This window comes from Pseudomonadota bacterium (assembly GCA_039028935.1).
In the GTDB taxonomy this organism is placed as follows: Bacteria; Pseudomonadota; Gammaproteobacteria; order Steroidobacterales; family SZUA-146; genus SZUA-146.
The window spans coordinates 83,123-96,049 of record JBCCHD010000010.1 but is presented as its reverse complement, the minus strand read 5'-3'; the positions used below and the strand labels follow the sequence as shown (position 1 = coordinate 96,049).

12 protein-coding genes are annotated in these 12,927 nt (G+C 56.4%); 4 read left to right on the top strand and 8 right to left on the bottom strand.

The window, feature by feature from the left end:
- The first annotated feature begins 183 nt into the window (after nucleotides 1-183).
- A complete protein-coding gene (locus AAF465_07035) occupies nucleotides 184-1,710 on the top strand; it encodes a carboxyl transferase domain-containing protein (GenBank protein MEM7082473.1) in 1,527 nt (508 codons plus the stop codon).
- Between the two features lie 66 nt (nucleotides 1,711-1,776).
- On the opposite strand, the gene AAF465_07030 is transcribed toward AAF465_07035, so the two are convergent.
- The 5 genes from AAF465_07030 to AAF465_07010 form a co-directional block, all read right to left on the bottom strand.
- Complete coding sequence (locus AAF465_07030) at nucleotides 1,777-2,472, bottom strand: hypothetical protein (protein ID MEM7082472.1); 696 nt, start codon at nucleotides 2,470-2,472, stop codon at nucleotides 1,777-1,779.
- A gap of 104 nt (nucleotides 2,473-2,576) precedes the next feature.
- Nucleotides 2,577-3,683, bottom strand: coding sequence for a DUF6607 family protein (locus AAF465_07025; protein MEM7082471.1), 1,107 nt, complete (start codon nucleotides 3,681-3,683; stop codon nucleotides 2,577-2,579).
- A 146-nt stretch (nucleotides 3,684-3,829) separates the two neighbouring features.
- Entirely contained in the window at nucleotides 3,830-4,714 is an 885-nt protein-coding gene (locus AAF465_07020; protein ID MEM7082470.1) for an alpha/beta hydrolase, read from the bottom strand.
- A gap of 127 nt (nucleotides 4,715-4,841) precedes the next feature.
- Nucleotides 4,842-5,696 carry a hypothetical protein gene (locus AAF465_07015; GenBank protein ID MEM7082469.1) on the bottom strand — a complete coding sequence of 285 codons (855 nt, stop codon included), beginning with the start codon at nucleotides 5,694-5,696 and terminating at the stop codon, nucleotides 4,842-4,844.
- A 219-nt stretch (nucleotides 5,697-5,915) separates the two neighbouring features.
- On the bottom strand, nucleotides 5,916-7,457 hold the full coding sequence (locus AAF465_07010) for an alpha/beta fold hydrolase (protein ID MEM7082468.1): 1,542 nt from the start codon (nucleotides 7,455-7,457) through the stop codon (nucleotides 5,916-5,918).
- A gap of 63 nt (nucleotides 7,458-7,520) precedes the next feature.
- Here AAF465_07010 and AAF465_07005 point away from each other — a divergent pair, with 63 nt between their 5' ends.
- The 3 genes from AAF465_07005 (at nucleotide 7,521) to AAF465_06995 (ending at nucleotide 9,801) form a co-directional block, all read left to right on the top strand.
- Complete coding sequence (locus AAF465_07005) at nucleotides 7,521-7,913, top strand: hypothetical protein (GenBank protein MEM7082467.1); 393 nt, start codon at nucleotides 7,521-7,523, stop codon at nucleotides 7,911-7,913.
- Nucleotides 7,914-8,218: 305 nt separating this feature from the next.
- Nucleotides 8,219-9,052, top strand: a complete 834-nt coding sequence (locus tag AAF465_07000) for a hypothetical protein (GenBank protein ID MEM7082466.1) — start codon at nucleotides 8,219-8,221, stop codon at nucleotides 9,050-9,052.
- Between the two features lie 11 nt (nucleotides 9,053-9,063).
- Nucleotides 9,064-9,801: a sulfotransferase family protein gene (locus AAF465_06995; protein ID MEM7082465.1), complete on the top strand. Its 738-nt coding sequence runs from the start codon at nucleotides 9,064-9,066 to the stop codon at nucleotides 9,799-9,801.
- 64 nt (nucleotides 9,802-9,865) lie between these two features.
- On the opposite strand, the gene pepQ is transcribed toward AAF465_06995, so the two are convergent.
- The 3 genes from pepQ to AAF465_06980 all read right to left on the bottom strand — a co-directional run bounded on the left by pepQ (nucleotide 9,866) and on the right by AAF465_06980 (nucleotide 12,865).
- A complete protein-coding gene (pepQ, locus tag AAF465_06990; GenBank protein ID MEM7082464.1) occupies nucleotides 9,866-11,215 on the bottom strand; it encodes a Xaa-Pro dipeptidase in 1,350 nt (449 codons plus the stop codon).
- A gap of 101 nt (nucleotides 11,216-11,316) precedes the next feature.
- Nucleotides 11,317-11,754: a hypothetical protein gene (locus AAF465_06985; GenBank protein MEM7082463.1), complete on the bottom strand. Its 438-nt coding sequence runs from the start codon at nucleotides 11,752-11,754 to the stop codon at nucleotides 11,317-11,319.
- A 367-nt stretch (nucleotides 11,755-12,121) separates the two neighbouring features.
- The gene (locus AAF465_06980) at nucleotides 12,122-12,865 is read right to left on the bottom strand and encodes a hypothetical protein (GenBank protein ID MEM7082462.1); all 744 of its coding nucleotides are present in this window, start codon (nucleotides 12,863-12,865) and stop codon (nucleotides 12,122-12,124) included.
- Nucleotides 12,866-12,927: the final 62 nt, after the last annotated feature.

The following is a 12,927-nucleotide window of genomic DNA, read 5'->3' as shown; positions in this document are numbered from 1 at the left end:
TTGTACTGTATGCGTTTCTTAGTCAAATTGATATTGCGGGGTACTCCGCTATGCGCAATGGACAGGCGGTGGCGACCCGAGTTCTGGGTGTGTCGGGCTCCCACCGCGCTTGCCGGTAGCGGTGACGTTGTGTCATCGTCTAATCGTTGACAACACGGTGTCCGGAAATAGAGACGTACTGCAATGAGCCATGACGAATCGCCGCTAGATCGACTGACACAACGCCTCGCGCAGACGCTTGATGCGCAGCGGCCCGACGCGCTCGCTCGGCGTCGCGCTAAGGGTTATCGATCAGCTCGGGAAAATCTTGAAGATCTAATCGACGCCGATACCTTCACAGAGTACGGGCAACTCGCTATCGCTGCGCAGCGCTCCCGGCGCGATGAGACCGAGCTTTACAGCGCGACAGCGGCCGATGGGGTCATTACGGGCACTGCGTGCATTAACCGAGAGCTGGTGGGTATCGCGCGTGCGCGCGCCGCGGTAGCGATCAACGACTACTCCGTTCTGGCCGGCACGCAAGGGTTTTTTCACCACAAAAAGCTTGATCGCCTTCTCGATATTGCGGCCCGCGAGGAACTGCCCGTGGTGATGTACACCGAAGGCGGTGGTGGACGACCGGGTGATACCGATGTCACGGTACAAATGGCTGGACTCGACACGACGGTGTTCGTTGAGTGGGCACGACTCGCGGGCAAAGTCCCGCGCATTGCGGTTAATAATGGGTACTGTTTTGCCGGAAATGCGGCGTTGTTTGGGGCGGCCGACATTACGATTGCGACACGGACATCGTGGATTGGGATGGCGGGACCGGCCATGATCGAGGGTGGTGGGTTAGGTCAGCATGCACCCACCGACATCGGTCCCACGGAGGTGCAGGCGGCGAACGGCGTCATCGATATCATTGCCGAAGATGAAGCCGATGCCACTCGGCTCGCACAAAAAGCACTGAGTTACTTTCAAGGGCCGTTGTCTCGCTGGTCGAGTGCCGATCAGCTGTCCTTGCGCGAGAGTGTGCCAACGGATCGACGATGGGGGTATAAGATTCGCCCGATTATCGATACGCTCGTTGACACCGATTCGTTTTTGGCGCTGCGCGAACACTTTGGGCGTGGCTTGATCACCGGCCTTGCCCGCTTCGAGGGCAAGCCTGTGGGCGTGATCGCGAACAGCGCCATGCCGTTGGGGGGCGCTGTCGACGCCGAGAGTGCAGACAAGGCCGCGCGTTTTTTATCGCTGTGCGATGCCTTTGCGTTACCCATTCTAGCGCTCATCGACACACCGGGTTTTATGGTCGGACCCGGCAGTGAGCAACAAGGAGCCGTGCGTCGCATGGCGGGATTGTTTACCGCTGGTGCAAATCTGTCGGTACCCATCATCACCGTCGTTTTGCGTAAGGGCTATGGGTTGGGTGCGATGGCAATGGCGGGCGGATCATTCAAAGAGTCGATTGTCACCGTCGCGTGGCCCGGCGCTGAATTCGGCGGCATGGGACTCGAGGGCGCCGTGCGGTTAGGGTACAAAAAAGAACTCGATGCGGTGCCCGAAGGCGATGAGCGCGACGCGCTGTTTGAGCAACTCGTGCGCGCGCTCTACGAGCGGGGCAAAGCTACGGAAGCCGCTGCATTTCTTGAAATCGATGCGGTGATCGACCCCGCTGAGACCCGGCGCGTCGTTCTTCGCGCCTTGCGTCAATCCTCCCGCGGTTAAGGCGGTTAACGCACACAACGGTCGCGGGTGGTTCAAGCAGGCGGCTGGACGCGCGCGCCAGACGCATTAAAGAGCGCTACGGACGTCGTCAACCAGACGATTGATGTCTTGTGGTGGCGCGGGATTGGCCGGTGGCACCGGCGCGCTGGGCCAAGTGGCGAGCAGCTTTTTCAGACGGTCAATCACGCGGGAACGTTTAGGTTCACGGTAATCTTGCGCGCGATTGATCGCCACCACTGTAAAGCCGAAGGCGTCCTGGTATTCGCCGGGGTCGGTCACGGCACCGCCCTGCACCCCGATAGCGTACTCTTCGACAATCGTATCAAGTAGGAAGTCAATGACCTCAGTCGTGTCGCCGCCCGCGCGCGTTGACACCATCGCGAGGTTCTGCTGAGCCGCTAGGAGCTGCGGTTCAATCTCGTTTGCCTTTAAACCTTTTGCGAGGGCGTTCGACACTGCGATGAACCGCTCTGCATCAAAGCCCAGTGCATCGAGACCCACTCGCTCCGACGCGTGGGTTTCCGATACGGGATGCTCGAGGTGCTGTGCCGCCATGGTGGGTTCGCCAGCACGATACAGAGCGAGGCCCGCTTCGACATGCCCGGTCATAAACGCCAGGCGTTTTGGCAAAGGCAATGAATCATGTTTCTCGTGATCGGATGCGGCGTCGTGAGCCGCTGATGGGCTATGAGTGCATCCGCCAACTGCGACTAAACCAACTGCCATGAACAGGGCGAACAGCGAGCGAGTGTGGGTGAACATGAGTGATTCCTAATCAGTTAACGGACAGGTGGTTGCAGGCTATGGCTAAGGGTCGCGCTGTGCGGTTCAAAGCCCGAAATATCGACGTGGGTTTGCCCGCGTCACTACTTGAGTGAGCGAGATTGTTGGGTGATCGGCGTTTTGGTAGTTACCGTCCACTCGTCCAGCACGGCCTCAATGCGAGAGGTTTGGTCCTGAACGCTAAGGTCTTCCACTTCGCCTGCCATTTCGAACGTGCTAACAATAATCGGCATGCCGTCCACTTCGGTCGTCAGGGTCAGCGTGTTGCCGCTTTTAAGACGACGCTCCCAGGCTGTGCGTACCCGTGCCCAATACTCAGAGGTTTTTTCCCAATATTCGAAGGCAGGCGAGAAATCGTAACCCTCGATTGTGCGATAGTCATTGAAGCCAAATTCACGCACCAGCGTTCGATCGGTACGGCGTCCATCGCGAACAGTCTTGGTGTTGTCCTGCTCATGAGTCCAGCCATGGGGCGTGATGGTGTGTCGGTTCTCTGCGTTCAGCGAATTGTAGTCGCTACGCTTTGTGTACTCGCGTCGCGGTAAGGGGCGCCAGGAGCGATCGCTGGTCCAGGTCGACACACCGTACTTGTGGTTCCATTCGCCTGTGCCGCAGTAGCGCGGTGCGTCCGATACTTCGTAGACACACTGAGTCCAGTGACCATCGCGTTTATCGTTGTCGATCGCGACATACTCCCAGGTTTGATCGGCCACAAACTCCCAACGTTCTTCCGCTTCGTAGGTCCAGTCCTGGCGCCAATGTTTGATCACGTGTCCGCCCATCACCAAGATGTGCTGCAGAACGATTTTATTCGGCGAGTCTTCAACGATAATGACGGTCTCATAGCCACCGGTGGTTTTGTCGTCATGCAGCGTATAGCCGGCTTCGAGCGCGACGGTTTCTTGAAACGTAAAATCGACCTTATAGTCGCCCTGCATCGCGAGGATCGCCGCATGATCCTTGCCGTGTTTGCTCGACTGAGCAGCAATGGCGGCGTAGTACGGATTGTTCACTAGCGTACCGACCGCTTTTTTCTCTTCTTTGGCCGCGTAGCCGCTGCCGTGTTTGTCGGACGCTTCGTCTGTGGCGTTCTCGGTGGCGTTTGCGGGCTCGCTTGGCGTCACGGAAGCGCACCCAGAAAAAAAGAAAAGCGCAATAAAAACAATAGAATAAAGTGATCGAGCGGCCATAATCGGTTTCCTTCAGGCAGTGGTCAGAGCGGCATCGCGCCCGCTTCACAAACAGTAATCATTCTCATTTACAAAAACAAGTTTTTCGCTGGTTTTAAGCGGTATTTATTCAACGGTCGTGCGCCTTTGGCCACACGATCTTTGCCCTAATTCTGTGCCTCGCAGAAGCGCTGGATATCGTTCGCCAGGTTATCGTCGCCCCCAAACCAAGGGTGAAGGTGAGTCACCATATCTTCGTGTGTGTAGCCAGTATAGAGGCGGCGTTCATTGAGCTGCTTGGCACCGGTGAGCGCGGCGCCAAGCTCGTCTAAGTGATAGCCAGCGACCGTCTTATCGTCGGAACCATGCATGATGAAAAACGGCGGTTCGTCGCCGTCGATAAATGCCAGCGGATTCATCTCAGGATAATTTTGTTCTGGCCCAAACACCGCCATTGTCGCAGGGCGATCAGGTGTAAATCGATAGGGTCCGGCAATGGGGACAACGCCCTGCAGATCGGTGGGTGCTAAACCCAAGTCGATGAGATAGTGCTGGTCGGTACTCACCAGCGCAACGGTGTGCCCGCCGGCAGAATGGCCCGATAGGCAAATGGCGGTGGGGTCGCCACCAAAGCGAGCGATGTGTTTCTTTGTCCAGGCAATGGCCTGCGCGACATCGTTGAGGTGAGCCGGAAACCGCGCTTCGCGCGCAGGATACTTGATGTAGTCGGGTACGACCACGGTGTAGCCCAAGCGCTGAAAGGCGTCGGCAACAAACAGATATTGCTCTTTGCGTCCATGGTACCAACCGCCGCCATGCACAAAAATCATCACGCTGGATCCGGATGCGGCGGGATACACGTCGAGCGTTTGCCAGGGAAGATCGCCATAGCGCTGTTGTGTGATGCGCTCAGGATTACTGACGAGCTTTACCGCTGTATTCATGACCCACAGCGATCGATCGCGATCAGCAAGCGTAAACTGCAGAGCACCATAAAAAAGTAGCGCTATTGCGCTGATGCCTACCGCCACAACGATCAGCCTTCTTGTCATACTGTTATCCGGGGGTCGTCGGGTTGTGGCCTACCGCGCATAGGCGGCGCCAAGCAAACAACAAACCCGTGCCTATTTCATGGCACGGGTTGTTGTCATTCGAATTGAACCAAAAAATGGCAATGCGCTACCCGCCCATCAGGCTGCGCTCTTCGCAGTCCGGGTAGAACTCGGTCTTACCGCCACCCACTTCAACAAAGTCGGTGACCGAGCCGCTGGCGAGGTCTTCTGTGCGAATCGGAAACGTGTTGCGCAGCTCTGGGTTATCGAACAGTTCCATCATGCCGTCGTTCATGAAACTACCGCCACCCATGTTCTTCATGAACTGCTTGAACGTGCTCATCATACCCTCGTAACCCTTGCGCACGTCCGCTGCGCCCTTGATTTCGCCCACGGGCGCAACCCATACGCGCATGGTTAACTGGCCACGTGAATCTTTGACGGCGTAGCCTTTGCCCTTCACGCCGGCGATCTTGATGCTGTCGTCAAGGGCGGTGAGTGACACAGAACGGTCAACGTTCATGGCGTCCATGTTCATCGCGGGGCCCGTAAACTGTCGCATCATGGCTTCTTGCTCCGGCGTCATGCCTTCCGCGCGCGCCTGCGCCATGGCCTGCTCCATCGCAGATTGAGCTTGTTTCATGGCAGCGGCCATTTGTTCGTTAGCTGCCCCAAGGTTACCGCCCATAGCGGCAAGTTCAGGCGGTGGTGCACTATTGGCGCTGAGTTTGCGGCACGTTCGCCCCTCGAGCACGACCACGGTTTCTCCGCGAGATTGATACACCATCGAGTCGCGTACGGGACCCGGCTTACCCCCGGCATATTCGTGTTCGTCAACGCGAAGATCGCCGTCGCTGTTCGCATACATGTGTGTGCGGGTAACCAGCGAATCGCCCTCACGCGTATCCGTAATAATGTGTGCCGCCAGCGTTGTGACGGTTAATGATAGGCTGAGGCCCGTAAGAATCAATTGACGTTTCATGAATCCATTCCTTGATCAAAAGTAAGTTTAAGCGATGAAAAATTACGAGAAAACCGCGCATCAGGCAACTGGCCGTGCGCTCGTTCGTGTCAGGGTGTCGTAAACAGGGCGCTTTGCAACGTCAAGGGTGACGCGTTGATGCGTTTGCTGCAGGTGCGTTGCGCGAGTAGGTCGATGGTCGCCATGTCGTTAGTCCAGTGAGTGCGCCAAGATGGGGGGCTATTGACGGCGGCAGTTGGCATCGAGTGGTTGGTTGAGCGCATTGACGACAAATTGCCGTGCGACTTGTTGTACGCAGGGGTCATCAAGCACGATATGGGATTGGGCTGAAACGGCCAAATGGTGATTCGAGAAGTGCACCACCCGTTCTTCAACATGTTCCAATAATGTCACCGAATCGAGTTCACCATGGATAAACAAGGTCGGGACATCGGTGAGAATCGGATCAGCCAGATCCGTTGCCAGGACAGGGATGTTCATGTCATCGCAGTAGTCGCTAAACCGCATACTCATCGCGGCGATATTGCGCACATAGGAATAGGGGATGGTGCTGATGGCGCGTTCTAGCGCGGGCTGATCGATGTAGGGTTTTTTATCGACACAAAAATGCGCCGACGCGCTGATATCCCCATATGAGTGGTCAAGCAGAAAATACAGCAGCTCTTCGACATGCGGTGTCAGACGTGTTGTGTCACCGCGCTGCATATCTTGCAGTAGCGAAGGAAAGGTCGGAAAGATGTCCTCGCCATAGGTTGCCCAAACTACCGAGTCGAGAAAGCGCCAGCCCGTCAGCACAACGCGCTCTTGGCTGCCGGTGAACGGGTGATGAACCACCATTTCCAGGGGCGTTTCGTCAAGTTGAGCAACGAGCGACCAGAATGTGCGTTCAATGTCTGGTGGGGACATTGCCTCGTCGCACTCGTGCTGCGAGCAGTACCCGAACAACTGCTCATAGGGGCGAGTCATATCACGAACAAATATCTCGTGGTAAGGGATATCGAGAAACGTTGCGGAATCCAGAATCATCGATTCAACGTGCTGGGGAAACTGCCGTGCGTACAGCTGCGCATACACCGTGCCATACGAACCACCGTAGAGCACCCAGCGCTCGATTTGTGCCGCACGACGCAACGCGTCGATATCAGCCACAACCGATGGCGACGAATAGCGTTCGAAATCCGTCCCGTGTTGAGTAAATTGCGCGATACACTGTCGATAGTCGGCATCGCCGGACGCGTAAGACGCCTCGAGTGACAGGTTTTTCTTCCAACGGCGCAATTCGTTTTCAATGTACGTTTGACACATCAAAAGAGGTTTGGCTAATCCGGTGCCCCGTGGATCGATCACATACAGGTCGCGTCCCAATTCAAGAGACACTTGCTTGAATAGCTTGTGCAGCCAAAGCACGGTGTACTCCTCTTGGAGCGCCATCGCACCGCCCGGTCCACCACCACCCAGGTGCAAAACGGGCGAATCGCCGGAAGGATTTGGGCTGTCAAATACGAGAACGGGAAAAGTCACGAGTCGACGAGCGGTCGGGTCATCCGTCTCGGTAACGGTCATTTCGAGGCAGCGATGGGTTGGTAGATAGGATGTGTCGTCGAACCAGCATGCAACTTCCTTAAGACCGAGCGTTGATTCTGCCGGGCTGGGTGCTGAGCAGCCCACAAGCATCAGGGCTATGAGCGCAAACCAACACCCGATCGGGTGTCGGTCGAGACGCGCTGGCGTGAGCTGGTTAAGGCGGTACGGATAAGGCATTTTGCGAGTGTACTGAAATTCGCCTGACCGTTAAAATCGGGTCTCCACTAGAGGAGATTGTGCATGCTCTTTTTTGCCGGACTCATCGCCATTGTGGTGGCCATCGTTCATTCCGTGTTGGGCGAACGATTACTCTTTTCACGAATGCGGGTGGCCGGTGTCATCCCGACGAACGGCTATCCGCTTCTGCGAGAGCGGCATGTTCGTATTTTGTGGGCTACCTGGCATTTGGTTTCGGTGTTCGGCGTCGCCATCGGCGCCTCCCTACTTATCATCGATCGCGCAGACTCTGTTCTATCGTCGATGCGAGTCGTGCTGTGGAGCGTGATTGTCATGATGACGCTGGGTGCGCTACTGGTGTGTGTGGCAACTCGCGGACGGCACCCTGGATGGCTTGGCCTCGGTGCCGTTGCGCTGTTGACCTTCGGTCATTTGCAGGCGCTTTCTTCTGTCTAACGTCTCTACGTATCGCCGTTGAACGTTTGAAATTAAACGCACGGATGGGCTGTAGCAGGCGCGGGACGGCGCATTGCGACGGCGGCGGTCTTGCGCGTGGTGGCTTCTCGTGGGGAGCGCTTAGTCTATTCTGAAATGGGCGCAGGGTTAGCCGCCCGCGACGCCCTCGGCGGTCTCGCTTGGCGCGCGCAAAGCCCTAGCGGTACGCTCAGAGGCACTATGAATTTGCGTCAGTGGTCGACTGTATCGACTGATCAGGTCGATACCGGATTGTCTCGAACCGGTCAGGCTGCATGAGGTGTTAAGTGACGTATCAAAAACCGGCTCATTGGAGCCAGCCTGAAAACAAACTATTTCCTCACCAAGTTGGGTTCACATGCCCGCCGCATGATTTTGATGGTGCTCCATCTGACTTTTTACGCATGGCGCCAGAAACCGTCGGCGTTCATGGACGCATGTTGCATGTGCCGGATTATGCCCACCGGCTCGACCAGCGCAAACACAACTTTTCGCTACTGGAAGAGTTTGTTCACTGCATGGCAAACAATGGTGTGGATGTCTGCGCGCAAGTTGGTTCCAATTGGGTCCATGCGAGCGGGCTGGGTGTGGCAGGTGTGCGCGATTACTGTGCGCGCCTGAGCGATACCTATCAGACCCCTTTTCATATGGCCGGCTACGCCATGGTGGAAGCGCTGCGCGCGATGAATGTCGAAAGGGTGGCGCTCAATGCGGTCTATCACTGGCCTGATTGGTGGCAGGGCACCGTTGGCTTTCTGCGTGAGGCTGGCTTCGATGTGGTTTGGGCAGGCAATTTTGTCGACCAGGGGTTCATCGAAACCCAAGAAGAATGCAACGCTATGCGATGGTGTTTTGATGGTGATCTGGCGGCGCGCTCATTCGCCTACGTGCAGGACAAAGCGCCGAACGTCGATGCCTATCTTGCCAACGGCATGTGTAATTTTCGTCGCCCATCCGATGGGCTGGCTCAGCGTTTTGTTTCACTCGAAGTCGCGCTAGAGGCGGCATTGGGTAAACCGCTCATCACCCATGACAATGCGCTTTACTGGCGCGTCTTTAAAACCCTTAACCTGGCCCCTGTCACACAGCAGGGTGCACTTCTCTCGTCGCTCAACACTTAGGAGTTTGCCGCATGAACAAAATAGTTGCCTTATGGGCGGTGCCGCGCTCAACGTCGACGGCATTCGAATGGATGATGCGCCAACGTGGTGATCTGACGTGCTTTCATGAGCCATTTGGCGAAGCCTGGTATCAGGGTGAATCACCGCTGTGGCCGCGGGTGACCCCCGACAGCGTGCGCACGCCGGGACTGACGCTAGAGAGCGTCGCACACACTTTATTTAGCACCGCATCGAAGGAGGCGGTGTTTATCAAAGATTTCCCCCACTACATTGATCATTTGTGGGACGACTCGTTCTTATCGCACTTCACGCACTCATTTCTCATACGGGATCCAGCGAAAACGATCACGTCGATGTACAACAAATGGCCCGACTTTCATCCGAAAGAAGTGGGTTTCGCAGAGCAGCGCCAGTTGTTTGATCGACTGACGTCTCAAGCTGGCTCGCCACCACCGGTGATCGATAGCGATGATCTGCTTGAGAACCCTCATGACATGGTGCGACTGTGGTGCGAGGCGGTAGGTATTCCGTTCTTGCCGGACGCCCTGCGCTGGGAGCCGGGCGCACGTGACGAAGTCAGCTGGTGGGACGGTGGTTCGTTCCACGCCAATCTGCGTAATTCAGACGGCCTGAAACCGCAAAAAAGGCGCTATGTGGAACTCGACAAGCTCTCTGATCGGGTCAAGTCAGTGCATGCAGAGAATCTCGTTCACTACGAACATCTGTATGCGCATCGCCTGACGGTCTAACCGCAATCTCGCCCACGGCTGGATGGTTCATTAATCGGAGCTGTGGCGGTAACACCGCGACAGACTAATCGAGTTTGGCAAACGCCTCGCGCGTCAGATTGCGTGGGGCACCTTCGGTGACCACCACGTTGTCTTCAATGCGAACACCACCGAATGGTCGCAACGTATCTACCAGGTCCCAATTTACCTGTTTTTTGAGTGGACCCTCGCGAACGGCTTTCAACAGTGAATCGATAATGTAGACACCGGGCTCAATGGTCATGACCTGGTTGACGTCGATGCGCCGTGTTAGGCGCAAAAACGCATGCCCGTCAGGCGGCGCTACGTATTCGCCGCTTTTGTCCTTCATAAAGCCACCAACATCATGTACCTGCAGGCCGATGTAGTGGCCAAGACCATGTGGATAGAACGCCGAGGTCAATCCGCTGTCGGCTGCATCGTCCCCACCGAGCGTGATGACGCCGGCGCTGTGAAGCAGGCCACCGATGGCGCGATGGGTGTCAAGATGCAGCTGTGGATAGCGAACCTTAGGCTTGACCATGTCGCAGATAATGCGCTGCAGCTCGTCCATGCCCTCGATGAGATCGGCATACAGCCCCTCGCGGGCCGCGTAGGTTCGCGTGATATCGGAGGCATAGCCATGACAGGACGCCCCCGCATCGATGAGAAACGAACGGCGCTCATCGGCCGGAACGATGTGTGTGTCGCGATAGGTGTAGTGCAGGACGGCGCTATGGTCATTCAGCGCGATGATATTGCCATATGGCAACTGTTCCTCGGTGTGCCCGCAGGCTGCGCAGTACGCCAAATGGATGTCGTATTCCGAGGTCTCGTCCTCAAACGCTCGGTAGGCGGCGCGATGACCCAGCGCGCCCAGCCACGACGCCTGTTCCATGCAGGCGATCTCATAGTCGGTCTTCCAGGCGCGATCGTAGTGCAGGTGGTGCACCAGCGCCTCTGGATTGACCGCGAACTTGCCCCAGCGTTCGAATCGTTCCTGCCATTCGCCCAAAAAGGCGAGTTGACCCTTGGGCATCCATTTTTTGGCGTCATTTTTGTTACTGACCACTTTTATGTCGATATCATCCACCCAGAACCCAGAGGGAGCGTCGGGTGTTTTGTGCCAATAGTCGTCGGGCTGGTAATACACAAGAACCGGTTTAGTTGTGGGCGTAAAAATAAGGAAACTGTCGGGCAGTTCCGTCAGTGGTACCCAGTGCTTAAATTGTGGGTTGGCTTTAAAAGGATAGGTGTTGTCATCAAGAAACTGAACGAGCGGCGTGCCGGAAAACACCACAGCGGCATCAAACTGATGTTCGGCGAGGGCTGCGGTGTAGCGCGAGCACAGAGTGCGTACGTGCTCACCATAGGCCTGAGCGGCCCGGTCGAGTGTTGAAGTGGAGGTGTCGCCCATGTTCATTCCTTACTCAGAGTGGCCAAAAAAAACCCGGGAAGAATTCCCGGGTTCATCATACGAAAGAATGCGGCGCGACGAAATGCGCGCGATCGTGTGGCTTAATTTTCCACGTAGTTGATATTGACGCGGAAATTGAGCTCGTAGTTGCATCGAATCACATTGTGGGCACGAGGGCTCACGCCGTGTCGGCCATGACACACGCGGCGACCGTTAATGGAGCGCTCGCCTTTGGCAATCCCATCAGCAACAGTCTCTGTTAGATCGAAGCCGCCGCCCTGGCATTCAACGTTTTTGCATCGAAACTCAAAGTACGCAAGCGAATCAGGTCCGAAGCTGCGACCGTTGAGTGTTGGCTCGGTTTCGTAGTCGGGTGGGCTGATCATCAGGTTCACCGCCAGACTACGGACCTGGGGGAATTTCTCATGCATTTTTGCCTGTGACTGCAGCTTGTGATTGACAGGCTCTACCACAAGGTTTGGGGCGGCATGCTCGTCAGGCGATGCCAGCCCAAGGGCTTTTTTGATTGCCGAAAACACGTTTTCTCTCCCGGCATTTTCACGCGAGTCATGCGTAAAACTGCCTGTCTTGCCGGATCGGCCAGTAGCCTTCCGATCGTTAAAGACGGTCTGGGCGCGGTATAAAGTGCGCCCGCCTCGCGCTCTTTTTACGCCAACCGTATCGGACGTAATGTGAACCGAGTCACAATCCGGTGCGTCGGCACAACGCGCGCTACATAACACTCTAAGGCGATAACAAAGTGTCACAAAGTGGCGTTATCGCCACGCATTCAGCGTGTAATGATCCGGGTTTTTACTGAGAGGTGACAACATAACGCACGGGACCCGTAGGGGGTGGGAAGACCCTGAGTGGTGGTCGCGCAACGTGCTGCAGCGATCGTGGGTATTAGCGTTCCTTGGCGGGGTCTTCTGAGGTCCCTGATTTGCTTGCCGACTCAGATTGCAGCGCCTGCAGCTGACGCACCGCCAAGTCCAAATCGTCCGACAGCTCACGAATGGTGCGATCGAGTCGAGCTTCGGTTTCATCCCGATGAAGCCACTTTTCACGGTTTTCGGCCACCAGGCGCTCGAGCGCTTTGATGATTTCCGCCTTAGACGCGTTTTGTTTTTCAAGTCGCTCTATGCGTTCCGCGCCGGACAAGCCCGCGATCGTGTTGATTGCGTCGTCATCCCACGGAAAATCACGAGTCAAATCGGGTACCGAACTGTCTGTCTTGTCGATCGCCGCGTGTTCGACGACCGCGTGTTGCGCCGCGGACGACTGATCTTCGTCGTCCGGTGCGTCGACACCGGGGCGCAGCATCATCAACGGCTCAAGAAGGGCATGACGAAACAGCCAGCCGCACAAAAAGGCCAGCGAAAAGAGCAGAGCAGGCCAAAACGGAGATGGTTTGATGACGCGATCGATCGGTGCAGTTTGCGCTGGCTTGGACGACAAACGCGGCGTCATGGTCATGCCTTCACCATTGGTCATGCGGTTGTTCAATCCGGCTTCAACCGACAGCTCTACCGCCCGCCCCTCGCGCGTTTTTTCGATGGTCAGCATGAACGCCACCGCAAACAGTGCGCTCAGCCCAACCGTGGCAAGGATCAAAAGCCAGCGATGGGCGATGAGGCGGGATTCAGACATCGATCGGCGCGCCTGTCTTGATGCCGACGCGTTGAGAAGACCGATTTACCGACAACGTCGAG

What these genes read in the sequence shown, in the direction of transcription:
- AAF465_07010 (MEM7082468.1), bottom strand. Translation starts at nt 7,457, where the DNA reads ATGCCTTATCCGTACCGCCTTAACCAGCTCACGCCAGCGCGTCTCGAC.
- AAF465_07015 (MEM7082469.1), bottom strand. Translation starts at nt 5,696, where the DNA reads ATGAAACGTCAATTGATTCTTACGGGCCTCAGCCTATCATTAACCGTC.
- AAF465_07025 (MEM7082471.1), bottom strand. Translation starts at nt 3,683, where the DNA reads ATGGCCGCTCGATCACTTTATTCTATTGTTTTTATTGCGCTTTTCTTT.
- pepQ (MEM7082464.1), bottom strand. Translation starts at nt 11,215, where the DNA reads ATGGGCGACACCTCCACTTCAACACTCGACCGGGCCGCTCAGGCCTAT.
- AAF465_07020 (MEM7082470.1), bottom strand. Translation starts at nt 4,714, where the DNA reads ATGACAAGAAGGCTGATCGTTGTGGCGGTAGGCATCAGCGCAATAGCG.
- AAF465_06995 (MEM7082465.1), top strand. Translation starts at nt 9,064, where the DNA reads ATGAACAAAATAGTTGCCTTATGGGCGGTGCCGCGCTCAACGTCGACG.
- AAF465_07030 (MEM7082472.1), bottom strand. Translation starts at nt 2,472, where the DNA reads ATGTTCACCCACACTCGCTCGCTGTTCGCCCTGTTCATGGCAGTTGGT.
- AAF465_07035 (MEM7082473.1), top strand. Translation starts at nt 184, where the DNA reads ATGAGCCATGACGAATCGCCGCTAGATCGACTGACACAACGCCTCGCG.
- AAF465_07005 (MEM7082467.1), top strand. Translation starts at nt 7,521, where the DNA reads ATGCTCTTTTTTGCCGGACTCATCGCCATTGTGGTGGCCATCGTTCAT.
- AAF465_06980 (MEM7082462.1), bottom strand. Translation starts at nt 12,865, where the DNA reads ATGTCTGAATCCCGCCTCATCGCCCATCGCTGGCTTTTGATCCTTGCC.